At 64.6% G+C, this 24,744-nt stretch carries 21 protein-coding genes; 15 read left to right on the top strand and 6 right to left on the bottom strand.

From position 1 onward, the window contains the following. Positions 1-8 precede the first annotated feature (8 nt). On the bottom strand, positions 9-1,478 hold the full coding sequence (locus J4D52_RS06445; protein WP_102676043.1) for an amidase: 1,470 nt from the start codon (positions 1,476-1,478) through the stop codon (positions 9-11). Between the two features lie 349 nt (positions 1,479-1,827). Here J4D52_RS06445 and J4D52_RS06440 point away from each other — a divergent pair, with 349 nt between their 5' ends. The 13 genes from J4D52_RS06440 (at position 1,828) to J4D52_RS06380 (ending at position 17,194) form a co-directional block, all read left to right on the top strand. After that, on the top strand, positions 1,828-3,669 hold the full coding sequence (locus J4D52_RS06440) for a fatty acyl-AMP ligase (RefSeq protein ID WP_102676044.1): 1,842 nt from the start codon (positions 1,828-1,830) through the stop codon (positions 3,667-3,669). Next, positions 3,666-4,535, top strand: coding sequence for a LuxR C-terminal-related transcriptional regulator (locus J4D52_RS06435; RefSeq protein WP_025806155.1), 870 nt, complete (start codon positions 3,666-3,668; stop codon positions 4,533-4,535). Before J4D52_RS06440 ends, J4D52_RS06435 begins: the two co-directional genes overlap by 4 nt. 487 nt (positions 4,536-5,022) lie before the next feature. Beyond that, positions 5,023-5,301 (top strand): acyl carrier protein, encoded by a 279-nt coding sequence (locus J4D52_RS06430; protein WP_025806154.1) that lies wholly within the window; start codon positions 5,023-5,025, stop codon positions 5,299-5,301. Beyond that, the gene (locus J4D52_RS06425; protein WP_102676045.1) at positions 5,294-7,906 is read left to right on the top strand and encodes an aminotransferase class III-fold pyridoxal phosphate-dependent enzyme; all 2,613 of its coding nucleotides are present in this window, start codon (positions 5,294-5,296) and stop codon (positions 7,904-7,906) included. The genes J4D52_RS06430 and J4D52_RS06425 overlap by 8 nt, the downstream gene beginning before the upstream one ends. A gap of 28 nt (positions 7,907-7,934) precedes the next feature. Continuing rightward, positions 7,935-9,071, top strand: a complete 1,137-nt coding sequence (locus tag J4D52_RS06420; protein ID WP_025806152.1) for an acyl-CoA dehydrogenase family protein — start codon at positions 7,935-7,937, stop codon at positions 9,069-9,071. A gap of 79 nt (positions 9,072-9,150) precedes the next feature. Beyond that, positions 9,151-10,455 (top strand): fatty acid desaturase, encoded by a 1,305-nt coding sequence (locus tag J4D52_RS06415; RefSeq protein ID WP_102676046.1) that lies wholly within the window; start codon positions 9,151-9,153, stop codon positions 10,453-10,455. Further along, positions 10,452-11,483 (top strand): ferredoxin--NADP reductase, encoded by a 1,032-nt coding sequence (locus J4D52_RS06410; RefSeq protein ID WP_063432901.1) that lies wholly within the window; start codon positions 10,452-10,454, stop codon positions 11,481-11,483. The genes J4D52_RS06415 and J4D52_RS06410 overlap by 4 nt, the downstream gene beginning before the upstream one ends. Positions 11,484-11,509: 26 nt before the next feature. After that, positions 11,510-12,466: a fatty acid desaturase gene (locus J4D52_RS06405; protein ID WP_063432900.1), complete on the top strand. Its 957-nt coding sequence runs from the start codon at positions 11,510-11,512 to the stop codon at positions 12,464-12,466. A 48-nt stretch (positions 12,467-12,514) separates the two neighbouring features. Then, positions 12,515-13,012 carry an HIT family protein gene (locus J4D52_RS06400; protein ID WP_063432899.1) on the top strand — a complete coding sequence of 166 codons (498 nt, stop codon included), beginning with the start codon at positions 12,515-12,517 and terminating at the stop codon, positions 13,010-13,012. Positions 13,013-13,121: 109 nt separating this feature from the next. Continuing rightward, positions 13,122-14,636: an NAD(P)/FAD-dependent oxidoreductase gene (locus J4D52_RS06395; protein WP_063432898.1), complete on the top strand. Its 1,515-nt coding sequence runs from the start codon at positions 13,122-13,124 to the stop codon at positions 14,634-14,636. Further along, positions 14,633-15,016 carry a hypothetical protein gene (locus J4D52_RS06390; RefSeq protein WP_025806144.1) on the top strand — a complete coding sequence of 128 codons (384 nt, stop codon included), beginning with the start codon at positions 14,633-14,635 and terminating at the stop codon, positions 15,014-15,016. The genes J4D52_RS06395 and J4D52_RS06390 overlap by 4 nt, the downstream gene beginning before the upstream one ends. 162 nt (positions 15,017-15,178) lie before the next feature. Next, complete coding sequence (locus J4D52_RS06385; protein ID WP_025806143.1) at positions 15,179-15,994, top strand: carbon-nitrogen hydrolase family protein; 816 nt, start codon at positions 15,179-15,181, stop codon at positions 15,992-15,994. A gap of 105 nt (positions 15,995-16,099) precedes the next feature. Beyond that, complete coding sequence (locus J4D52_RS06380; RefSeq protein ID WP_102676047.1) at positions 16,100-17,194, top strand: polyamine ABC transporter substrate-binding protein; 1,095 nt, start codon at positions 16,100-16,102, stop codon at positions 17,192-17,194. Between the two features lie 230 nt (positions 17,195-17,424). On the opposite strand, the gene J4D52_RS06375 is transcribed toward J4D52_RS06380, so the two are convergent. Further along, on the bottom strand, positions 17,425-18,699 hold the full coding sequence (locus tag J4D52_RS06375) for a glycoside hydrolase family 68 protein (protein ID WP_102676048.1): 1,275 nt from the start codon (positions 18,697-18,699) through the stop codon (positions 17,425-17,427). 403 nt (positions 18,700-19,102) lie between these two features. Here J4D52_RS06375 and J4D52_RS06370 point away from each other — a divergent pair, with 403 nt between their 5' ends. Beyond that, positions 19,103-19,924, top strand: a complete 822-nt coding sequence (locus tag J4D52_RS06370) for an amidohydrolase family protein (protein ID WP_102676049.1) — start codon at positions 19,103-19,105, stop codon at positions 19,922-19,924. Between the two features lie 9 nt (positions 19,925-19,933). On the opposite strand, the gene J4D52_RS06365 is transcribed toward J4D52_RS06370, so the two are convergent. From J4D52_RS06365 to J4D52_RS06355, 3 genes are all read right to left on the bottom strand, one after another. After that, a complete protein-coding gene (locus J4D52_RS06365; protein ID WP_023967206.1) occupies positions 19,934-20,173 on the bottom strand; it encodes a hypothetical protein in 240 nt (79 codons plus the stop codon). Between the two features lie 147 nt (positions 20,174-20,320). After that, positions 20,321-21,571, bottom strand: coding sequence for an aspartate aminotransferase family protein (locus J4D52_RS06360; protein ID WP_102676050.1), 1,251 nt, complete (start codon positions 21,569-21,571; stop codon positions 20,321-20,323). A 123-nt stretch (positions 21,572-21,694) separates the two neighbouring features. After that, on the bottom strand, positions 21,695-22,285 hold the full coding sequence (locus J4D52_RS06355) for a DedA family protein (RefSeq protein WP_102676051.1): 591 nt from the start codon (positions 22,283-22,285) through the stop codon (positions 21,695-21,697). Between the two features lie 159 nt (positions 22,286-22,444). On the opposite strand from J4D52_RS06355, the gene vapB reads away from it, so the two are divergent. Then, positions 22,445-22,654: a type II toxin-antitoxin system VapB family antitoxin gene (gene vapB / locus J4D52_RS06350; RefSeq protein ID WP_025806134.1), complete on the top strand. Its 210-nt coding sequence runs from the start codon at positions 22,445-22,447 to the stop codon at positions 22,652-22,654. Positions 22,655-22,702: 48 nt separating this feature from the next. On the opposite strand, the gene J4D52_RS06345 is transcribed toward vapB, so the two are convergent. Continuing rightward, positions 22,703-24,643, bottom strand: a complete 1,941-nt coding sequence (locus J4D52_RS06345; protein WP_102676052.1) for an alkaline phosphatase D family protein — start codon at positions 24,641-24,643, stop codon at positions 22,703-22,705. Positions 24,644-24,744: the final 101 nt, after the last annotated feature.

Raw genomic sequence — 24,744 nt, 5'->3', positions numbered from 1 at the left:
TGCTCTCCTTAACCGATAACCGCTTCGTGGGGGCTGTGCCGCATGAACAGCTGCGGCCGCCGGTCCTTCCACGGCCGGGCCTGTTCCAGCTGGCCGGCCAGGCGGAACAACAGGCTTTCCTCGCCAAAGGCGGCGCTAAGCATCAGGCCGATTGGCAGGCCCTCGGCGTTCCAGTGCAGCGGCAGGGATATCGCCGGTTGCCCCGAGGCGTTGTGGATGGCGGTGAAGGGGCTGTAGTCGATCAGCGGGCCGTAGGTGTTTTCCAGGTCGCTGGAATGGATATCCACCACCCCGTTGCGCAGCGGTGGTCGGGCCAGGGTCGGGGTCAGCCAGCAATCGTAGGTCTGATGGAAGCGCGCCATTTCCCGGCCGACCTGCTGCAACACCAGCTCGGACATCTGGTACTCCACCGCACTCACGCCAAGGCCGCGTTGATGCACGGCGCGGGTCAGATTTTCCAGTTCGCCGGGCAACGGGCCGCGTCCCAGTTGCAGGCTCATCAGCTCCACGGCGAAGGCAATGCCGGAGAACCACAGGGCGCTGAAGGCTTCGGCAAAACTTTGCAGGTCCAGCTGCGGTGCGGCTTCTTCCACATGGTGGCCGAGGGATTCGAGCAGGCGCGCGGTGCTTTCCACCGCCGCGATGCAGTCGGGGTGCAGCGGCCGCCCGGCCGGGTCGGTGCTGGAAAAGGCGATGCGCAGGCGCCCCGGCTCGCGGCCGAGCTGGTCGAGAAAACGCCCCTGCATGGGGGGCGCGCGGTACGGGTCGCCCGGCACCACGCCGTGGGTGGCGTCGAGCAGGGCGGCGCTGTCGCGCACACTGCGGGTCAGCACATGTTCGTCCAGCAGGCCGCTGAGCAGCTCGCCGAAGTCCGGGGCCAGGGAGTTGCGCGCCCGGGTCGGCTTGAGGCCAACCAGGCCGCAGCAGGAAGCGGGAATGCGGATCGAGCCGCCGCCGTCGTTGCCATGGGCCGCCGGGACCATGCCGGTGGCCACCGCGGCGGCCGCGCCACCACTGGAGCCGCCGGTGGAATATTCCAGGTTCCACGGGTTGCGCGCCGGGCCGTAGAAGGCGCCTTCGGTGGTGGGCAGAATGCCGAACTCCGGAGCGTTGGTCTTGCCGACGAACACCAGTCCGGCCTGGCGAAAACGCTTCACCAGCTCGCAGTCCTGGGGCATGACCCGCGCTTGCAGCATGCGCGAGGCCAGGGTCGAGGGCAGGTCCTGGCAGTCGCCGAGGATGTCCTTGAGCAGGAACGGCACACCGTGCAGCGCCCCCGTCGGCACGGCCTTGTCCTGTTCGGCGGCCTGCGCCCGAGCCTTGTCGTAGGCTTTGTAGACCACGGCGTTGACCGCCGGGTTGAAGGCTTCGATGCGGCGTATGGCTTCCTCCAGCAGTTCGGAGGGGCGTACCTGCTTGGTTCTGACCAGGTCGGCCAGGCCGACCGCATCGAAGGTGGCGTATTCGCTAAAAGACATCCTGTTCTCCCGGTGCTGCGCACGCTGGTGGCGATACCGGAACGCTCCCGTTCCGGCCTGGATTTCATGACATGGCCAGTTACACAAGCCCAGCTTGCGCAGGCCCGGATAGTCGGCTTCACATCTTTGAAAAGGGCTGATGACTGCAAGGGTGTATGGCAAAAAGCCATGCACGCATCGAGCTGTGAGGCGAATATGCGCCGGGGGCGGAAATTGCGGGTATACGCCGTTCGGAGTATTAACTTCGACTGCGCGCTCCCAGAGGATGATCAAGCGTAATGGATGCGCAAGGCCGCAGATTTCGGGCCTTGCGGGAGATGGCTAAGTACGGCTGCCTGGACACAAAATAATGACTACGAACGACCACGATAGAGACGTTCCGTATGCGAATTTTTCGGAATGTCTGCAGCTTCACGCCCATACGATCCCGGACCGATTGGCCTATCGTTTTCTGCACAACGGGCGAGACGAAGAAACCCTGATCACCTTCTCTGAACTGGACCGCGCGGCGAGAGCGGCGGCGGCCCGGTTGCAGGGGCATTGCCTAGCGGGGGACAGGGTGCTGATCCTGCTCAAGCCTGGCCTGGACTATGTGATCGCCTTCATGGGCTGTCTGTATGCCGGGCTGGTGGCGGTGCCGGCCTATCCGCCGGGGGCGACCAAGACCCTGGACCGGCTGGACGGCATCATCGACGATTGCCAGCCGACGGCGGCGCTGGCCAGCGGCGAGGATGTCCCGACCATCCAGGCCCGGCTGGGGCAGGCCGAGAGTCCGCGGGTGCTGGACATGGCGACTCTGGACCTGGCCCTGGCCAGCGAATGGCGGACGGTTCCTGTGACCCGGGACGATATCGCCTTTCTGCAATACACCTCCGGCTCCACCGGGATTCCCAAAGGAGTGGCGGTGACCCACGGCAACCTGATTCACAATTCGCGCAGCATCAGCCGCGGTTTCCTGACCCACAAGGACAGCCACCTGGTCAGCTGGCTGCCGCCGTATCACGACATGGGGCTGATCGGCGGCATCCTGCAATCCTTGTTCGTCGGCTTCGGCTCGACCCTGCTGGCGCCGATCCACTTCCTGCAACGGCCGCTGCGCTGGTTGCAGGCCATCAGTACTTACCGCGGTACCGTCAGCGGTGGGCCGAACTTCGCCTATGAATTGTGCCTGCGCAAGATCAAGGACGAAGAGCTGGCCGGCCTCGACCTGAGCAGCTGGGAGGTGGCCTTCAACGGCGCCGAGCATGTGCGGGCGCAGACCATTGCCGCCTTCCACGAGCGTTTCGCCCGCGCCGGTTTTGCCAGCACCTCGGCCTTTCCCTGCTACGGGCTGGCCGAGGGCACGCTGATGGTCAGCGCCGGCGGCAGCAAGCGCGAGCCGGTGATCCGCCAGTTCCATGCCGGCTTGCTGGAGGACAATGTGGCGAGCTTGCACGACGGCCAGGGCAGCGAGGCCGAGTTGCGCCTGCGCACCCTGGTCAGCAGCGGCCGCGGCATTCCGGGGCAGGGTCCGTTCATCTGCGACCCGCACACCGAACAGCCGCTGGAGGACGGGCGGGTCGGGGAGATCTGCATCCTTGGCGACAGCGTTGCCAGCGGTTACTGGCAACGCCCGGAGAGCACCGCCGCGGCCTTTCGCCCGGCCCCGCCGACGCTTGGTTGGTCGCGCTACTTTCGTACCGGCGACCTGGGGTTCCTGCTCGACGGCGAGCTGTTCGTCACCGGGCGGCTCAAGGACCTGATCATCGTCAATGGCGTCAACCATCACCCCGGCGATATCGAGAACACCGTGCTGCGCACCCATGACAGTTTTCGCCCGGACGGCACCGCGGCCTTCAGCATCGAGAACGGTGACTGCGAGCAGGTGGTGATCGCCCAGGAAATCGAGCGGCGTGCCTTGCGCAGCCTCGACCTGCCGCAGCTGTTCAGCGACTTGAAGGCGCGGCTGTGGCAACAGCACCAACTGGCGCGGCCGGTGCTGTTGCTGGTGTTCGGCGGGTCGTTGCCGCGTACCTCCAGCGGCAAGATCAAGCGCCAGGAGTGCCGCAAGCAGTTCGCTCCCTGGCTGGCGGCACTCGAGGGCACGGCGCCGACCGAAGCCCACCCGCTGGACAAGTCGGTGGTCGCGGTGGAGAGCAACGGCCGGGTATTGCGTGACATCACCCTCGACAGCCAGGTCGTGGAAGCATGACCAGTCTATCGATCGGCCCGGTGCACGCGCCCAAACCCGCGGCGTTGCTGTTCGCCCAGCCGGCCTTCTGCGAACCGCGGCTGGAACTGGCCAGCCGCCCGCGGTCGGTGCTGTCGTTGCCGCCCACCGACAGCCAGCAACGGCTGCAACTGACCAGCGTGCTCAACTCCATCACCTCGGCGCGCAGCATCGCCGAGCTGACGCAGCAGACCCAGCTGGCGCTGCCGCAGATCCTGCCGTGCGAGAACTTCGTGTTCGCCAGCGGCCGGGTCCGCGCGCACCGGGTGTTCTTTTCCCACCTGATTCATCCGGACAGCGTCTCCGATGACCTGATCAAGGCCATCGTCGGCCGCGACGGCATGATTCCGCCGCTGGGCATCGACCCCATCGAGCATTGCGGGCGCCCCAAGTTCACCACCCTGGAGCGCCTGGGCAACTCGCAGGAACTGGTGTGGGCGAAGATCTTTCGCGAACACGGCATACGCAATCTGGGCTGGACCCTGTTGCCCGGATTGCACCGCAACACCTTCACCGGCTACTTCTTTCACAACATCTCGGCCACCGTGGCCCATGAAAGCAAAATGCGCATGATGGTCTTCGCCCCGTACCTGCACATCGCCCTGAACCGGGCGCTGGGCAGCAAGCTGTTGCGCCACAACCCGGGGCCGAACCATCAACTGTTGTCCATCCTGTCCAGCCGCGAAGCGGAGATTTCGCGCTGGGTGGCCCGAGGCAAGACCAACTGGGAGATTGGCCAGATACTCGGCATCAGCGACAAGACCGTGAAAACCCACCTGCAGAACATCTTCTCCAAACTCCAGGCGTCGAGTCGGGCGCAGATCGCGGCGTTGTTCTGCGACGAGTGAGTGCTGCCTGCCTGTCTTTCATCCGGTAACCCTTCCACAGTACTGACAAGGTTCAGCGCTTCGGCGTCGCCTGCGCCTCCCCCCTGTAGGAGCGAGCTTGCTCGCGATGGCCGCGCAGCGGCGGCTCCATTGGACACCGTGCCGTCATTGAAATTTTTTCGCGAGCAAGCTCGCTCCTACAACGGGGTGGGCGGTCGTCGCTCAGGCGTTGGCGATGCTGGGCACGGCATTTCGAGGCGCCGCGTGCCCGCTCATTTTCGGCTTCGACCGCGTCCTCCGGTCCGGCGCTACTCCTTACGGAGTATTGAGCTGAGCCGGCATGACGCCGAGCATCGGGGTGTAGCAAATGGCCTGCTGCGGCGGGTCATCCACACTCAAAACGCGTTTGCATCATGACGCCTGCCCAAGCGTTGATCCCGTGGTTTTACCACAGGGTGGCGCGGGCCAACGGCCATGCAAAGGAAGCGAAATACGCTGGGAGGCGACTGTGCACATAGACGAAATAACCTTTGCCGTGACCGAAACCCTGGCCAGCCTGCTGGAGGTCGATTCCGGGTCGCTGGACGTCGAGCGTTCGTTCCATGAGATGGGCGTCGACTCGGTGCTGATCGTCGGCCTGTCCGCCGAGTTCGAAGACCGTTTCGGCATCTCCCTGGACCCCGAACTGGCCTACCAGCACGACACCGTGCGCAAGGTCAGCCAGCACCTGTATGGCGTCATCAACCAGGGCGCGCGCCGGGCTGTGGCGGAGGTGAGCCATGGCTGATTCGCTGCTCAATATCACCCGCCAGGAACTGCTGGAATTCGTTGGCCTCAACGAGACCGTGGTTCGCGCCCAGGGCACCCGTATCGAAACCGCCAGCGGCCAGACCCTGATCGATTTCGTCGGCCAGTTCGGCGCGGTGCCCTTCGGTTATGGCGCGGCGCCTATTACCGAGGCGATCCACACCTTCCTCGCCAGCGGCCAGGCCTCGCTGGTCCAGCCGCTGATCAACCCCGGCGCCGAAGAACTGGCGCGGCGCCTGATCGAGCTGGCGCCGGGCAACCACTCGAAGGTGACCTTCACCACCAGCGGCGCGGAGACGGTCGAAGCGGCGATCAAGCTGTGCCGCGCCGCGACCCAGCGCGAACTGGTGATCGGCACCCTGACCGGCTTTCACGGCAAGACCCAGGGCGCGGTCGGGGTCACCGGCAAGGCCACTTACCGCGAGCCGTTCCAGATCCGCGCCGAGGGGTTCAGCCATGTGCCCTATGGCGACCTGGAGGCCCTCGAGGCGTTGCTGAAGACCCGCCGCGCCGCGGCCTTTTTTGTCGAGGCGGTGCAGGGTGAGGCGGGCATGATCACCCCGCCGCCAGGCTACCTGCTGGTGGCGCAGAACCTCTGCCGGCAATACGGCACCCTGTTTGTCCTCGATGAAATCCAGACCGGCCTGGGCCGCACCGGTGAGCTGTTCGCCGCCACCGCCCACGGCCTGGAACCGGACGTGGTGTTGCTGGCCAAGGCCCTGGGCGGCGGCGTTGCAGCCATCGGCGCATGCATCTACGGCGAGCAGTGCTGGAGCCGCGATTTCGACCGGCACCACAGTTCCACCTTCGCCGTGAATGGCTTCAGTGCCGCCATCGGCCTGGCCGTGCTCGACCAGCTCACGGCCAACGACGGCGCCCAGCTCAAGCATGCGGCGCAGCAGGGCGCCTACCTGCACGCCGGGCTGTCGCGTCTGGTGCGCGACTATCCCGAGGTGTTCCACAGCCTCGACGGCCGCGGCCTGATGCTCGGCCTGAAGTTCCGCCGCTGGAGCGGTGAGCGCTTGTACACCCTGTCCCTGGCCAGTGCCTTCGGCGCCCTGGTGCCGATCGTCTGCGGCTACCTGAAAAGCCGGCATGGCGTGTACTGCCTGCCGACCCTCACCGAAGGCAACGTGCTGCGTATCCAGCCGCCACTGTGCATCGAGCGCGCCGATATCGACCTGCTGCTCGAAGGCCTCAAGGCGGTGGCGGAACTGGTGGTGCACAACCAGCAGCATCGCTTGATCCTCGAAGCCCACGGCTATGCCGGGCCACGGGGTGTGCCGAGCCCCTGGGTGGTGCCCGGCAAACCGCGCAGCAGCGGGCGCTGCCTGGGGCGCTTCGCCTTCCTGCTGCACCCGACCACCGCCGAGAGCGTCAACGGCGACAGCGTGGTGGACGGCCTGGGGCTGTCGGCGGCGGAAAAAACCTTCATGCAGGGCTGGCTCGACGACTTCTCCGAATGGGCCAAGCCGGACCTCGATGCCGGTGTGTCCTATCACGCCCGGCGGGTCTACAACGATGCCGGCGACTACGTCGAAGGCTGGCTGGTCGGCAGCCTGCTGCAACCGCGCGACCTGATGCGCCTGAGCCTGGGCAAGCGGCGCAAGCTGCTGGGCAACTACCTGGACAGCGTCGCCGAGCTGGAGGTGGATTTCGTCGGCCTGGGAGCCTACACCTCGGTGATTTCCAGTGCCGGGGTGGATGTCATCAACGAGCGGTTCCATACCACCACCGGCAACAGCCTGACGGCCATGGTCGGCGTCGACGCGCTGCTGAGCACCTGCGCCAATCGGGGCGCGCCGCTGGCCAAGCGCCTGACCGGGGTGATCGGTGCCTACGGTTCGGTGGGCCGCCTGGCCAGCCTGCGCCTGGGGCGCTTCTGCGAGCACCTGGTATTGCTCGGCAATGGGGCCAATCGGGGCGCCATGGACGAGCTGCGGCTGGTGGCCGGCGAGCTGTATCGCGACGCCTTGCTGCAGATCCAGGGCGGCCACAGCAGCGGCATCGCCAAGACCCTGGTGCTGCTCCTGCCGAGCCTGGCCAGCGTCGAGCAACTGCTGGATCGCGACCTCGGCGACGAGGAGCAATTGCGCGAACTGTTCGACAGCGTCGATGCCCTGGCCCAGGGCAAGCCGCAGGTGCAGCCGCCGCTGGTGATCACCGCAGACCTGGGGAGCTGGCTGCCGCGCCTGGAAGCCGTGCTCTCGGCCACCTCCAACGGCTCGGCCTTTATCGATCCGCTGGTCCTGCATCAGAACGCGATCATCTGCGACTGCGCGCAGCCGCCGGACATCGGTCACGTCACCCTGGCGCTGCGCCCGGACGTCACGGTGATCGAAGGCGGCCTGATCCATCTGCCCGACCGCAGCCAACGCTTCGGCCAACAGAACCTCACCGGTCTGCCCACGGGCGTGACCTTCAGCTGCCTGGCCGAAACCATGGTCCTGACCATGGCCGGCCTGCAGCGCGACTACAGCATCGGCAAGCGTCCTCCGCTGGAGGATGCCGAAGCGATCTTCGACCTGGCCCGAGCCTTCGGTTTCGCCCCCGCGGTGGAGCAGTTGATCGAAAAAGCCGGTTAACCCTGACAACGAGAAAGGAGTCCACACCATGTCGATGCACAACGCCCGCAACGCCACCGAGAAGTACCTGCCGGGCCTGCTCGCCGCCCTCCGGGAGCGTGGCCTGATGGCCCTGGAACAGGCCGACCCGGCCGTGCTCTGCGGGCTGTTTCGCGACTATCGCGCCGCCGGCCTGATCATCCCCGAGACCTACGGCGGCCTCGGCGCCTCGCCGGAGGAAACCGTGGAGATCCTGCGGGCCATAGGTTCGCTGTGCCCGTCCCTGGCGGTGATGATGACCATGCACCACCACACCATCGCCACCATCGTGCAACTGGGCGGGTTGATCCCGGCGGCGGAAGAACTGCTGTGGGGCATCACCCAGAACCAGCTGCTGATCGCCTCGGCCTTCGCCGAGGGCAAGCCGGGCTCGGAGATCTTCAACCGCAGCGTCAAGGCGCGACCGGTGGAGGGCGGTTTCGTCCTCGACGGCAGCAAGAAGCCCTGCACCATGAGCCACCACATGGATGTGATCGTGGTCGGTGTCGCCTGTGAACAGGACGATGGCAGCGTCAGCCAGGGTTTTGCCGTGGTCTTTGCCGATGGCAGCACGGTCACCCGCGAACCCTTCTGGAACGCCACGGTGCTGCGCGCCACCGACAGCAATGAACTGGTGTTCAACGGCGTGTTCGTGCCCAGCGAGCGCATGCTGCTGGCCGACGGTGCCGACAGCGAAGAAGTGGCCGCGACCGCCATGGAAACCTCGCTCAACGGCCTGAGCTGGTTCCAGCTGATGGTCGGCGGCAGCTACCTGGGCGTGGCCTCGGCCCTGGTCGACCGGCTGCTGCGAAAAGCCTTCGCCGACCCCGCGCAACTGGCCCTGCTATGCATCGAGCTGGAAGGCGCCCATCAAGCGCTGCTCGGCACCGCCGGCGAATTGCAGGCGCAACAGGATGCGCCAATGAACACCTACCACAAGGCGCTGTGCACGCGCTTTTTGGTGCAGGCGGCGATCGAGCGCTCGACCAACCTCAGCGTCGAGCTGTTGGGCGGCATGGCCTTCATTGCCTCCGACGAAGTGGCCTATCTGCTGGCGGCCTCCCGGGCGATCTGCTTCCACCCGATCTCCCGCAGCGCCGCCACGCCGTTGCTGGCGCAGTTCCTGCGCGAGTCCTACAGCGCCTGATTCGCCTGCTACCGCAGCCGGAGCTGTGGCGCCCCTGGCGTCGCTCCGGCCTCGGCAACATGCCTAATGGAGTAGAAGCATGAGTAGCGATTTTCTCTATCCGCCGCGCCCGGCCAATGTCGGTCGCGGGTTTCACTGCCTGGCTGTTCCGCTGTTCAGTCTGCTGCTGGTGTTCAACACCGCGGCCATCGTTGTGATCCTGGCTCTGTCCTGCACCTTGCAGGCCGGGCGCCGGATGCTGTCGTGGCTACCGGGAATGAAGGCCCTGGGCGGCTGGCTGGTGGCGAGCTATCACCGCTTGTTGCAGCCACTGGCCGACCGCTTGCTCAAGGACCCGCGGGATGAGCCGATCCTGGCCGCCGCCATCAGCCTGGGCCTGACCGCCGGGCCGGTGTTCATCGCCCAGCTGTGGCTCAAGGAAATCTCCTGGCTGCTGGTACTGCTGTTCTATGCCTTCGTCTACGGCCCGAACATCCGCGGCTTCGTCCGCTCCTTCAGCGCCATGCATCAGGAAGGCCATGTGCCCGGCGGCATCTTCAAGCGTTCGAGCCTGCTGGACCGCTGGGTCGGCAACTCCTTCCTGTACATGTTCTTTGCCATTCCCATGGGCCTGATCCCCCACGCGGCGGCGCATTTGCAACAGCATCACCGGGAGAACGCCGGGCCGCTGGATGTCTACGCCACGGCGCGCTACGACCATGCCAGCGCCTGGGATTTCGCCGTGTATATGGTGCGTGAGGTGATGTACCAGCAGTTCATGGTTTCGCCCTGGCTGTACTTCAAGAGCAAGCACAAGCGCAGCCAGGCCCGGGCCATGGTCATGGGCAACCTGGTGCATGTCGGGCTGTTCGTCGCGCTGGCGTTCTACAGCCTGCCGATCGCCGTGTTCTACATGCTGGTGCCTTGGTGCGCGAGCAACTTCCTGATGGGCGTCATCCACTGGAGCCAGCACGCCTTCTACGGCGGTCAGGAAGACCCCAAGGACTGGATGTACAACACCGTGACCCTGCTGGAAACGCCGGTGAACATCCTCAACGAGGGCTACCACGCCTGCCACCATCACTGGTCCATCGGCCACTGGTCGGAGAGCCCGGCGCTGTTCGAGCGGCTCAAGCCGGAACTGGCTGCCGCGGGTTCCATGGTGTTTCGCGACCTCAGCGTGTTCGGCCTGTTCGTGCTGCTGATGCTGCGCCGCTTCGATGCGCTGGCGGACAAGCTGGACTGGTGGCAGCCGCTGGACCACGACGAGAAAGTCCGCCTGCTGCAATACCGGGTGCGGCCGGCGCCCATCTCGGCCCATGAGCACGCCCATCGACGGCGCCTCGCCACACCGCACGATGCCCACGAATCCACACCTGCGCACAGCGCCCTGGGCCAGCCATGAACCGTCCCCTGACCTTGAAAGTCGCCGCCATCGAACGGGAAACCGACGACGCGGTGACCATTCACCTCAAGCAGCCGCTGCTGCGCAAAGTCCGCTACAGCGCCGGGCAGTACCTGACCCTGGAGGTCGACGTCGACGGCGCCAAGGGCTGCCGCGCCTATTCCATCAGCAGCACGCCGGGGCTGGACAAGACCCTGTCGATCACCGTCAAACGGGTGGCCGGCGGCAAGATTTCCAACCGCCTGGTGCAGGAGCTGAGTGCCGGCGACGCGGTGCAGACCCTCGGCACCCACGGCCGCTTCACCTTCGCCCCGCAGCCGGGCAGGGGGCGGCATCTGGTGCTGCTGGCGGCGGGCAGCGGGATCACGCCGATCTTCTCGATCCTCAAGTCGGCGCTGCACTTCGAGCCGGACTCGCAGGTGTCGCTGATCTATGGCAACCGCAATCAGCAGTCGGTGATCTTCCGCGACAAGCTCGACCAGCTGCGGCAGACCTTCGGCGAGCGTTTGCAACTGGTGCATGTGCTGTCGCGGCCGGACACCCCGGGGGTCCATGAAGGGCGCCTGACCCGGGAGCGGGTGATGGACATTCTCGGCGCGTTGCCCGGCCCGCAGGCCCGCGAATACTACAGCTGCGGCCCCAGCGGCATGATGGACGAGGTGACCGCCGCCCTGGAGGCCCTGGGCATTGCCCCGGAGCGTGTGCACCAGGAGCGTTTCACCCCGGCCAAGGCGCCAGTGGTCGGCGGCGACACGGAAAAACGCGTAGAGCTGCTGATGCAGGGCCAGGCGTTCAATTTCACCGTTGCCCCGGGCCAGACCCTGCTCGACGCGGCCCTGGCCAGCGGCGTGCAGCCACCGTTTTCCTGCCGCAGCGGTTTCTGCACCGCCTGCGTCTGCACCCGGCTGAGGGGGCAGGTACGCATGCGTGAAGACCATGGGCTGTCGGCGGACGAACTGAACCGGGGCCAGGCACTGTTGTGCGTGGGCTATCCATTGACGGACGACGTGCGCCTGCAAGTCGATTAGCGATACAGACAGAGGAAGGTCAATTCATGAGTCATTCAACCTACCATGCCGCCGAAGACCAATTGCGGCTGGTCAAGCGCGCCGAACTGCGAGTCGATCCCGAGCGCCAGGCCCAGTTGCAGGCGCTGATGCAGCCGCAGCCGCTGAAGTTCCTGCTCTGGTCGCTGCTGCACGTGCTGGTCTGGTGTGCGGCGGCGTTGTACATCCTGCTTGGCGACAACCCCTGGGGCCAGGCGCTGGCGGTGCTGGTGCTGGGTAACCAGCTGCATGCCTTCACCGTGCTGCAACACGATTGCGGGCATGCCAGCGGCTTTCGTTCGGCGGCGCTGAACCTGTGGGTCGGGCGCTTCATGGCCTGGTTCATCCTGTTCCCGTTTTCCTCCTTCACCGAATGCCACAAGTACCATCACCGCTACCTGGGCGATCCGGACAAGGACCCCGACGACTGGAACTACACCGGCGGGGTGAAGTGGATGTTCCTGCGCATCGCCGTGTTCGTGCCGCGCTTCATCTACTTCTCCCTGGTGCGCTACGGCAAGGCGGTGCGCAACCGGGTGTTGCGCGAGCTGGCGTTCAATCTGCTGTCGATGGCGGCGATCGGCGCCTGGTGCTACGGCCAGGGGCTGATGCTGCAGTTCGTGCTGATCTTCATCGTGCCGCTGCTGTTGCTGGCGCTGGTGATCAACCCGATTTCCCGAGGCTACGAGCACTTCCCCATGGCCACCCTGGAGGTCGGCGACCCGGAGCGCCTGGACCTGGCGAAAAACACCGTGACCGTCAGCGACCGGCTGATCGGCCTGTTGTGGGCCAATATCAACTACCACGTCGAGCATCACATCTACCCCGGCGTGCCCTTCGTCAACCTGCCGCGGCTGGCGGCGCTGCTGGACAACAAGCCCTACCTGCGCGACCGCTGGCTGCTGGCGCGGATGTTCGCGCGACGTCCGGTAACAACTTCCGCCGAACCTCGGCGAGCGGCGTGAGCTACATTTACAGCGCCCGAAGGAGCGCCACCCACCGAGGACTCACGGATGACCTGTATTTTCTGCCAGATCGCAGCCGGCGAATTGCCCAGCGCCCTGGTTTATCGCGACACCCACTGCATGGCCTTCATGGACGTACACCCGCTGGGGCAGGGCCATGTGCTGCTGATCCCGCTGGCCCATGTGGAAAAACTCGAGCAACTGCCCACGGTCATCCGCCAGCACCTGTACCAGGTGTTCGATACCTTGCTGGCCGCCCAGCGTCGCGCCGGCTTCGGGGTGGAAGGCACGCACCTGATCGTCAACGACGGCAAGGCTACCAACCAGCACATCCCCCATGCCCACCTGCACCTGGTGCCGCGGCAGAGGGGCGATGGGCTGGGCTTCGGGATGCGCATGTTCATGCACTTCACCGGTGTGTTCGGCCGCCGCACGCCCCTGCAGACCCTGCGCCGCCAGGCCCTGGTGATCGCCGCCGAACTCGACCCGCAGGCGCTGGAGAACCTGGCGCACCGGACCAGCAAGCTGCACGCCGAGTCGATTTAGCCGCCCGGGCCGGCGAGCGGCCGGCCCTCGATCCACAGAGGTTTAAAATAAACAGTGCATGCGCTGCGGACGGTCACGCCCGGCGTTTGTGCCGCCAGGAGTCAGGAGCATGAGTGCGTTACTTCAGGAGCAGGCCGATCCGGCACGGGTCTATCGGGTATTGATCATCGGCGCCGGCTTCTCCGGCATCGGCATGGCGATCAACCTGCGCCAGCGCGGCGAGCAGGACTTCCTGATCCTCGAACAGGAAGCCGGCGTCGGCGGCACCTGGTGGGTCAATCAGTACCCTGGGTGCGCCTGCGATATTCCTTCCCACCTCTATTCGTTTTCCTTCGAGCCCAACCCCGACTGGTCGCGACGCTTTTCGCCGCAGCCGGAGATCCGCGATTACCTCAGGCACTGCGCCGACAAGTATCAGGTGCTGCAACATTGCTGCTTCAACACCGCGGTCACTGGCCTGCGCTGGCTGGAAGAGCGCGCCCTGTGGCAGGTGACCGATGCCCGTGGCGGCGTGCGTTTTGCCCAGGTGGTGGTGGCCGGCACCGGGGCCTTGTCGACCCCGGATTATCCCCGGCTACCGGGGCTTGAGCGCTTCAAGGGCCGGGTCTTTCACTCCCAGCATTGGGACCACGACTACGCCCTGGCCGGCAAGCGGGTCGGGGTGATCGGCACCGGCGCTTCGGCGATCCAGTTCGTGCCGCAGATCCAGCCGCAGGTGGCCAGCCTGGCGGTGTTCCAGCGCACGCCGCCGTGGATCATCCCCAAGCCGGACCGGGCCTTTTCCACTACCGCCCAGGGCCTGCTGCGGCGCTTTCCCGCGGTGCAGCGGCTGTGGCGCGGGCTGATCTACACCACCCATGAAACCCGGGTGTTCGGCTTCGTGTTCAACCCGCGGCTGATGGCCCTGCACAAATGGCTGGCGCTCAACCTGCTGCGGCGCCAGGTCAAGGACCCGGAACTGCGCCGGCGCCTGACCCCGAACTATGCCATCGGCTGCAAGCGCATCCTGCTGTCCAACGATTACTTTCCGGCCCTGGCCCAGGCCAATACTCGGCTGGTCACCAGCGGTATCCGCGAAGTCACCGAGGATGCGCTGATCACTGTCGACGGCCAGCGCCATGCCCTGGATGCGCTGATCTTCGGCACCGGCTTCAAGGCGCGCACGCCATTCCCGGCGGGGATGATCCTCGGGCGCGGCGGGGTGGACATCATCGATACCTGGCAGCAGGGCAGCGAAGCCTACAAGGGCACCACGGTCAGCGGCTTTCCCAATCTGTTTCTGCTGATGGGGCCCAACACCGGCCTGGGGCACAACTCCATCGTCTACATGATCGAGTCGCAGATCGCCTACATCCTCGGCGCCCTGGACACCCTGCAACGCCTGGGCGTGACCAGCGTCGATGTCGACCCGCAGGCCCAGGCGCGCTTCAACCAGGGCCTGCGCCACAGGCTGCGTGGCGCGGTGTGGAGCGTCGGCAGTTGCCAGAGTTGGTACGTCGACCCTCACAGCGGGCGCAACGTCGTCCTGTGGCCGGGGTTCAGCTGGCAGTTCCGCCAGCAGACCCGTTATTTCGATGCCGAGGCCTATCGCCTCACCTCGCACCCCCAAGGAGTAAAACCATGAGCCATCCGGGCAAGAGCGTGTTTCTGTTCGGTCTGTATATGTTGTTGCTGGGCGCCGCGCTGGTGCTGGCGCCCAACCTGCTGCTGCCGTTGTTCGGTTTCGCCCTGACCGACGAGGTGTGGATCCGGGTGATGGGCCAGCTGGCGTTGTACCTGGGGGGCTATTACGTCTGGGCCGGCTACACCGAGCGGCGCGAGTTCATGGCCATGACCGTGGCGATCCGCCTGTCGGTACCGGTGTTTTTTGCCGCCTTCGTCGCCGCCGGGTTGATCTCGCCCGTGCTATTGCTGCTGGCCTTGCCGGACCTGTGCAGCGCGCTCTGGACCTGGCGCGCGCTGAAAGCCCCGACGGCTTCCCGCCAGCCATTGGGTAACGCCTGAGCCCTTCAGTCTTGCGCTGACTCGCCCCGCCAACTAACCCTGGCGGGGTACTCCATTGAAGTAATTACCCTGCGGCTGCGGGCCCTCCATACTCGCCACCAGCCCTGGCGGGTGCCGCGCATGCGGCGTTCGGAGACCTGCCGATACTTCAAAGGATCCGCGATGAAGATTGAACTGATGCAACTGGCCGGCCGTGACGGCGACACGGCCTATAACCTCGAGCGGGTCCTGCGGGGCATTGCCGACTGTGACGGCGACATCGATCTGCTGGTATTCCCGGAAACCCAGATCAGCGGTTTCGCCAACCCGCAGCAACTGGCCGAGGTCGCGGAGCCATTGGACGGGCCGAGTATCCAGGCCGTGTTGCGGGCGGTGCGCGCCAAGGGTGTCGCGGTGGTGGTCGGCATCGCCGAAAAAGCCGCCGGCCATTACTACAACACCTCGCTGCTGGTGACCCCCGAAGGGGTGGCGACAAGCTATCGCAAAACCCATCTGTGGCCCGACGAGCGCGGCCTGTTCCAGCCCGGCGACCGTTACAACACCGTGCTGTGGCGGGGCGTGCGGGTCGGCCTGCTGATCTGCTACGACATCGAACTGCCGGAAAGCGCCCGCGCCCTCGGCCAACTGGGCGCCGAGCTGATCCTGGTGAGCAACGGCAACATGGACCCCTACGGCCCGGTGCACCGCACCGCGATCATGGCCCGTGCCCAGGAGAACCAGGCCTTTGCGGTGATGGTGAACCGGGTCGGCAACGGCACCGACGGCCTGGTGTTCGCCGGCGGCAGCGCGCTGGTCGATCCCTTCGGCCGGCTGCTGTTCGAGGCCGGTCGCGACGAGTGCCGGCAGGTGGTGGAACTCGACCTCGGGCAACTCAAGGCCGCTCGTCGCGATTACGACTACCTGCACGACCGGCGCCTGCAACTGTCCGGCGAATACGTCGAGCATGCCGATGGCCGTCGCGAGCTGTTGATTCCTTAAACCCCATCGCTGTTTTTCCGCCGCTTTCGGCCCTGCCATAACAATCCATAATCAGCAGGCGAGGCGCACGTCCCTTGGACGGGTGCCAACGCTCGGAGTCCTCAGATGAAAGCTATCCGCTGTTTACCCCTGGCCCTGGCCGCACTGTTCGGTTTCGCTACGGCCCAGGCCGCCGAACCGAGCGTGCATTTCTACAACTGGTACGACTACATCGCCCCGGACACGCCCGTGCAGTTCCACAAGGAAACCGGCATCAGCGTGCTGCAGGACACCTTCGACAACAGCGACGTGATGCAAAGCAAGCTGATGGCCGGGCGCAGCGGCTATGACGTGGTAGTGGCCAGCAGCGACCTGCTGCCGAACCTGATCAAGGCCGGGGTACTCCAGGAACTGGACCGCAGTCAGCTCGGCAACTGGTCGCACCTGGACCCCGAGATGCTGGCCAAGGTGCAGAGCAACGACCCCGGCAACCGCTTCGCCGCGCCCTACCTGTGGGGCACCACGGGCATCGGCTACGACGCCGACAAGGTCAAGGCGCTGCTCGGCGACCAGGCGCCGGTGGATTCCTTGGACCTGATCTTCAAGGAAGAGAACCTGGCCAAGCTCAGCCAGTGTGGGGTGGCCATGCTCGACTCTCCGAGCGAAATCATCCCCATCGCCTTGCATTACCTGGGCCTGCCCCACAACAGCCAGAACCCCGAGGATTACAAGAAGGTCGAGGCCTTGCTGCTCAAGGTCCGGCCGCATATCCGCTACTTCGATTCGTCGAAATTCATCACTGACCTGGCCAACGGCAATATCTGTGTGGTGCTGGGTTGGAGCGGCGGGGTGTTCGATGCCCAGGTCGCCTCGCAGAAGGCCAACAACGGCCGCCGTCTGGTCTACAGCATTCCCCGCGAAGGCGGGCCGGTCTGGGTGGAAAACCTGGTGCTGCTCAAGGATGCGCCGCATCCCCAGGACGGCCTGAAGTTCATCGACTACCTGCTGCGCCCGCAAGTGATTGCCCAGTCTTCCGACTACCTGGGCTACCCCAACGCCAACCGCGATGCCACGGCGCTGGTGGCCCAGAAGATCCGCGACAACCCTGGGGTCTATCCGTCCGCGGAGGTGATGGCCACGCTGTTCCCGCTGGAACCGCTGCCGCTGAAAATGGAACGGGTGCGTACCCGGGTGTGGAGCAAGGTCAAGACCGGGAGCTGACCCCGGGAAGGCCACTGCTGGCCGGAGAGAGGAGGGATGCTGCTGCGATTTCCGCAAGCAGGAGCAGAACTGGCTACATCCGTGTAGCCAGTTGCGAAGGGTTGGTACTACGCATTGTTCAATGAAGCTCCTGAGCAAAGTCGCAGTGAGCCAGGCGGGATATCTCGATCATATCCACAACGGGTTCTTCATCGAACTCGAGCCCGCTGCCTGAGCGCCCTGTGTCGCTATTACTTGAGCGTTACATCGAGCATCGGCGGGATGTAACCGTAGTCGTACTCGGCCACCACAAACGTCTGCTGCCCTTTGATCTTGATCTCCACCGTCGGTGCTTCGGTACCGCCGATACGAGTCTGCGTGCCGCGTTCGTCGGTCGGTACGCTGTCGATGAAGGAGGTCACCAGGCCGTTGGGCATCACACAGTGCGAGTAGGTCTGGAACGGCTGGGAAGACGGGTTGCCTAGCACCAGGCCGGAACCGTTCAACGGCACGTAGGGACCGAACAGCGAATCGGCGACAAAACCGTACACCCCGTCCGGCCCGGTCACACCGTCGGCATAGGTGAAGGTGTGGCTGATGGTGAACAGGTAGTACTTGCCGTCCTGGAACACGAAGTGCGGGCGTTCGGTCTGGTCGTTGACGCCGACCGCGGTCAGCAGCGGCGGCAGCATTTCCCAGTCGTCGCCGTCTTCGTCGCGGGCCACGGCGATACCGACGCAGGCGGTCTGGAAACGGGAGTTGCCGACGTCTTCATAACCTGGCGGCACATCGCCGATTTCCGCTTTTCCGACCTTGTGCGAGCCGCGTTCGCCGGCCACGTTGCCTTCGAACAGCATGTACAGCTTGCCGTCGTTGGGGTCGCGGAACGGCCATGGATCGCGGAAGCCCCAGAAGGGGTTCTGCGCTTCGGTCTGGTACATCTTGCCGTCGGCCTCGAACAGCGGCTTGATCTTCTCGAAGCCGACCATGCTGACGCCATGCTCGGTCGTCACCACCCGGCCCCGCACCTTGACGATGGTCGCGCCTGGAGTGACGGCGGTGTAATACAGGTCCACTTCACCCTGTTCGTTCAACAGGATCGGCGTGCCGGCCCATTCGCGAACCGTCGGCGAAACCCCTTCAGCCATCACCCGGCCACCCAGCTTCCAGTCCTTGCCGGTACGGGAAAACCAGTAGTACATCTTTGCCCGGCCGTGGCGGTCGTTCCAGTCGCGGGTGATGTCGTAGTTGCCGTTTTCGTCGATGTACTGCGGGTCGTTCGGATGACGATCCGCAGTCAGGGTGAAGATCACCGACCAGCCATCGACGGAGGTTATGTTTCCGTCCATGTCGCGCAGCGGCATGGTGTCCCAGATGAACACCTCGTTGCTCAATACCGGGAAATTCGCGCTGACCAGTGGCTGGGTCGTGGTGGGATCGTCCGCGTGGACTTTCAGCGCATCGGCCCGGGTCCAGAGGCTGGGTTGATGGGGTGTCTTGCCGAATTTTTCAGTGTTGCTTTTCATAGGTAATACCTCGTCCGTGAATGGATTCGCTTATTAAAAATACTGTATGTGCATACAGTAATTTCACCTTAAGCGAGCCGATTTTTCGGGTCAAGGGTAAATTTGCATTTATGCATAATTGCCTCTTTTGCTGTAGCTGATACGTTTCAGCTAGTTATGTTTCCAGAAGTTTGTTTTTCGGCCTGATCAGCGACGATGCCAGCAAAATGCGCGCTTGGAACCGCTGGTCGGTCCGAGGGGCAGGGAAGGGGAAAGGAGGGATGCGGAACCAGGTGAAGGGCGGGCGCCGAGCCTGGGCGGATCGGTCAATGCCGCCGAGCGCTGCGAACATTGTCGCTGTCATGGCGCGGACGTAGCCTGGGCCCTCGTCGCCTGAATCACTGCCAGCAGAGGGGATAGGTCAATGAAGGGAGCCATCGACGCATGGGCACAACCGGCCAACGGCCGGGCGCGGCAGTTGCTGCCGGAAGTGGCGCGGCTGTTCGAGAAGTCAGGTTCGGCGCACTTGCTGGACCAGCCGCTGAGCATCGAGCAGACCGTCGAGCTGATGGACCAGGCCGGGGTGGAGAAATTGATGCTGGCAGCCTGGTGCCGGCCGGAGCGCTGGGTGTTCAGCAACGATGAAATCGCCGCCTACACCCGGGCTTATCCCGAGCGTTTCGTTGGCGTGGCCACGGTGGACCTGAGCCGGCCGATGGCGGCGCTGGCCGAGCTGGAACGGGCAGTAGGCGAGCTGGGCTGCAAGGCCCTGCGCATCGTGCCCTGGCTGTGGAAACTGCCGCCCAACCATCGCCTGTACTACCCGCTGTACGCCAAGTGCGTGGAGCTGGGCATTCCCTTCTGCACCCAGGTCGGCCACACCGGCCCGCTGATGCCTTCGGATACCGGGCGGCCGGTGCCTTATCTGGATGAAGTGGCGCTGGATTTCCCGGAACTGCGAATCGTCGCCGGGCACATCGGCCACCCCTGGACCGACGAGATGATCGGCCTGGCCTGGAAGCACGACAATATCTACATCGACACCTCGGCCTACCTGCCGGCCTATTACCCGCCGCAGTTGCTGCATTTCATGCGCACCTACGGGCAGGACAAAGTGCTGTTCGGCAGCAACTTCCCGCAGTTGCCGTTCGACAAATGCATGCGGCAGGTCCAGGCCCTGGAGCTGCCGGAGCCGGTGCGCGACAAGTTCCTGCATGGCAATGCGCGACGGGTATTCGGCTTGTAACGCAGCGTCTCAGGCGTGGTCCTGGTAGCGGCGTCGGCTGAAAAATAGCGAGCTGCCCATGGTCACCAGCGCCACGGCGGCCAGCCCGGTATCGATATCGCCCAACATGGGGGGCAAGAACAGTATCCACAGCAGCCCGGCGAGGCCCATGGCCAAGCCTGTCCATTTCCTCAGCGGGTAAGGCTTCATCCAGTAGTACAGCGGCATCAGCAGCAGGTATAGCAGTAGAAAGGGGATGTACTGCTTCATGAGTCTTGCTCGCCGCGGTCGAAGTTCGCTGGGCTGGCGGCCGTGGGCCGCTCTCTGTAGCTGGGACACTGCATGTCGCGCTTCCTTGTCGATGGCATGAGGCGCGCCAGTGTCCATGGAGAGCGGCTTTTGCGCAAACATCTGGTGTTATGCCAACCGCGCCAGGCAGTCCTCCAGAATATCCAGCCCTTCTTCCAGCACCTGCGGTTCAATGGTCAGCGGCGCCAGCAGGCGGACGATGTGCCGCGACTTGCCGCTGGGCATCAACAGCAGGCCGGCATCCCGCGCGGCGCTGAGCAGTGCGCTCAGTTGCTCCGGGGCCGGCGAGCCGTCGGCCTTGACCAGTTCGATGCCACGCATGGCACCGACCCCGGTCAGGCGCCCGAGATAGGGCGTCAGGCGCTCGGCCTGCCAGCGCTGGTAGCGGCTGACGATGGCCTGTTCCTGGCGCTCGCCCCAGGTTTGCAGGTTGAGGTCGCTCATCTCGTCCAGGGTCGCCAGGGCCGCCGCGCAGGCGATGGGGTTGCCGGAATAGGTGCCGCCCAGGCCGCCCTTGGGCAGGTTGTCCAGCAGCGCCTTGCGCCCGACCACCGCGCCCAGCGGCACACCGCCGCCAATGCTTTTGCCCAGCAGCACCAGGTCCGGCTCGATCCCCAGCCGGGTGAAGGCGAAGCGCTGGCCGGTGCGACCGAACCCGGACTGGATTTCATCGGCGATCAGCAGGATGCCTTGCTGATCGCAGAAGCGCCGCAGGGCGCGGGCGAACTCGACGTCCAGGGCCAGGAAACCGGCCTCGCCCTGCACCGGTTCGACGATGAAGCAGGCCACTTCGGCAACGTCGATTTCCACGCTGAACAGCCGGTCCACGGCCTTCAGCGCCTCCTCGCAGGTCACGCCGTTGTCCGCGCTCGGGTAGGGCAGGTGATACACCGGCACGGGCAGCACGCCGATCTTCTGCTTGTAGGGCGCGACCTTGCCATTGAGGTTGAGGGTGGCCAGGGTTCGGCCATGGAAGCCACCGTCGAAGGCGATCACCGCGGTGCGCCCGGTGGCGCCACGGACGATCTTCAAGGCGTTCTCCGCCGCCTCCGCGCCGCTGTTGGTGAGCATGCCGCTGACCGGGTAACTCAAGGGCATGAAACGCGCCAGCCGCTCCATGAACTCGACATAGGGCCCGTGGGGCGCCGCGTTGAACGCGTAGTGGGTCAGCCGAGTAGCCTGCTGCTGAATCGCCGCCACCACCCGCGGATGGCAATGCCCCAGGTTGAGCACGCCAATACCGCCGACGAAATCGATGTAGCGCTTGCCGTTCTCGTCCCACACCTCGGCATTCCTGCCGTGGCTCAGGCGGATGGGGTGAACGATGGAAATCGACTGGCTGATGCTTTCGCTGCTCATGGGCTAAGGGCTCTGGCTACCTGGAACATGGCGGCTATCTAAGCCAAGAGCGAGGCCGCGTCGCAAACGAAATAAAGTGCGGGGGTCAGTATGAAAATTCTGGATGTTGGGAGGAGGGCTGGATCAGTCGTTCAGCGGCGCGACGTTCCTGGCCCTGGCCCGGCGCTGGCGCAGCAGTGCGACCGCCACCACCAGCACCACGACACCGAGGACAATCGGCAGGCGATAGGGCTTCAAGTCGCCGAACAGATGTTCTAGCGCATCGCCGGCCCAGTAGCCGCCGCAGACGAACAGCGTGGCCCAGAGCACAGCGCCGAGCATGTTCAGCAAGGTGAAGCGCAGTGGCGACAGGCCGCTGGCGCCGATCACCACCGGGCCGACCCAGCGCATGCCATACATGAAACGCACCGCCAGCACCGACGTCGAGGGATAACGCCGGATCAACCCGGTCACCCGCTCGATGGCGGCCTGCTGGCCCTTCAGGCGCGGCAACAAACGCCCGCCGAAATGCCGCCCGCTCCAGAACAGCAACTGGTCGCCGAACATCCCGCTGACCGTCGCCACGGCAATCACTGCCCACAGGTCTAGCACCTGCTGATGCGCCGCCATGCCACCCAGGATCAGCACGGTTTCGCCCTCCAGCAGGCAGCCGAGGACAATCACCCAGTAGCCATAGGTCGCAAGCAGGGCGTGCAGGTCGAGGTGTTCGAACATGGGGATGAAGGGGCCTTTGAAGAAGTAATCAGTAAGCTCTAGAAGCGCCGAGATCTCTTGGCCCGCTCAAGCATAGGGGAAAATTTTGCCTGATCGTTGACCTGTCGGTGATGCGCGCTAGGCTGGCGGCTCTATTTAAAAACGCCAGGAGATAGCTCGATGGCGCAAGGATCAGTCTTTAGAAACAGCAGCGGTCAGACAATTCAGCTGACTGAGGCTATGGCGTTTCCTGATGATGTTACGCAAGTGGAGATCATCGCTATGGGCCGTACTCGGATCATCGTCCCGGCTGGAGAAGTTTGGGATAGTTGGTTCGATGAGGCTTCTGTGAGTACGGACTGTATGGCAGACAGGGATCAGCCTGCTTAACCGAGAGGCGTCTGAGCGACTCGGTTTTTGCTAAGTCGCTCTCGCCCTTCAGTCCTTATCTGGCGCCAGCATCCGGGTTTTCGGCGCGCCATTGGCGTTGTGCTGGTAGATCTCCCGGGGCTGGCCGTGGTCGTTGAAGAACACCTGGCCAATGCCCGCCGAGTTCCACAGGCGTTCGCCGGCTTCGCGATGTTCGGGGCTGTAGGGCACCACTCGCATCAGCCGGCGGCGGGTGAACCAGTTCAAGGGGGAGCGCGGTGAATACAGCCAGCGATTGAGGCGGTCGAACCATTCCAGCAGGGTCGCTGGAAACTCGTTCTTGATGCCGCTGCTGGTGATCTGCCAGATCTTCGGGCCGCCCTTGCGGTGGCGGATCAGCACTTCGTAAACGAAGGAGTAATGCACGTCGCCGGAGAGGATCACGTAGTTACCCGGGGTACGCGAGTGGCGGAAGATATTCAGGATGACCTGGGCCGCGCCGCGGTGGGCCATCCAGTTTTCCGCGTCCACCAGCAGTGGGTGACCGCACCAACTGAAGACCTTCTGCACCGTCTCGATCAGCTTGACGCCGAACACCGGCGCCGGGGAAACGATGATCGCCGACGGGTGATCCAGCAGTTCATGTTGCAGCTCGCTCAGGGCTTCCCAGTCGAGCAGGCCCGAGGGCTGCGCCAGGTTGAACTCGCTGCGCCAGCGCCGGGTGCGGGTGTCCAGCACCACCAGTGCCGGGGTGGTGGGCAGGGTGTATTGCCATTGCTGGAAGCGCAGCAGCTCGTCGATCAAAGTGTCTTGGGTGGCGCTGTCCAGGTAGAGCGCATCGCCCTGGGCCTCGGCGCTCAGGGCGCGGGTGTGTTGCAGCGGCGTGGCGAAGGCGTCCGGGTTGTTGCCCCAGCCCTGGCACAGCATGTAGGCGATCAGCGCATTGCCGATGATGCGTTTGGAAAACGGGTGGCCGTAGGCGGTTTCTTCCCACTGGGCGCTGAGGTTCCAGTCGTCGGTGATGTCGTGGTCGTCGAAGATCATCAGGCTCGGCAGGTGGGCGAATACTCGCGCCACACCACCCAGGCCCTTGGCGAACGCCTCGATCCGCAGCTGCTCGCGCTGGTAGCGCTGTTGCTCCTTGGCAGCGAGCTGTGGCGGTCGCGGATCGATCAGGCTCCAAGGCACCGGCGACCAGACCAGCAGGTACATGGCCATGACCTCGGCGAAGGTCACCAGATGGTTGTCGGCGCTGCCGCTGGTGAAGATCGGCTTTTTCACCCCACCGAAGAAACGCTCGCGCAGGGTCTCGTTGCTTTTCAGCGCCGGCAGCAATTCGGAGCGTTGGTAATAGCTGGCGCGGTGCCGATAGAGCGCGGCACTGTCGCTTACCACCGCGCCTTCCAGATGCTCGCCGAACAAGCCCAGGCGCTCGATCAATGCATGAATCGCCCGCAGCATCGGCCCGGCCACGTCGTCGGCGTAGACCTGGTCGCCGGTCATCAGCAACAGGGCAGGGCGTTGCTGCGGATCGGGTGTTTCCTCCAGTAAGCGATCGATACAGAGCAAACCCTCGTCCGCCGAGTGATGAGGCTTACGGCAGGAGCCGTGGACCAATTGCTGAATGCGGCTGTGCAGGACGAAATCCGGCTGCTGCTTTTGCCCATAGAGCAGATGCGGCGCCCACTTGGCTATGCCTGAACTTGAACCATCGGCATGATTGATCAGCACGTCGTAGTCGATGGGCACATCGCAGGGCAGGGGATTGTCCAGCGGCAGGTCGATCAGGTGGATAAAGGCATGCCGGCCTATCGGGATCACCTGGCACTGCTCGGCGGTGAGCGGGTAGTCGCGGATTTCCGCGTCGCTGCCTGCCTGCAAACGCAACGTCAGCTCCAGCGCACGGGAACCCACCAGCCACAGCACCAGCCGCGTGGGTTCCAGGCGGCGCAGCAGGGGGCCGGCCAGCACAGGGGGAGACGTGAGTGTCGCTGGAGGAGCTGATTGCATGCGTTAAGGTTTCGGAAAAAATTGAGTCGGGATCATATAGCGGAGGATGTAGAAGTTTTGTCAGTACGAGACGAAAGAGGAGTACTTATCCTTGCTCGGGG

The organism is Pseudomonas sp. GW460-12-10-14-TSB1 (genome assembly GCF_017349775.1).
Taxonomy (GTDB): domain Bacteria; phylum Pseudomonadota; class Gammaproteobacteria; order Pseudomonadales; family Pseudomonadaceae; genus Aquipseudomonas; species Aquipseudomonas piscium.
The sequence above is the reverse complement of the archived record's forward strand: the minus strand, read 5'-3'. Positions and strand labels throughout refer to the sequence as shown.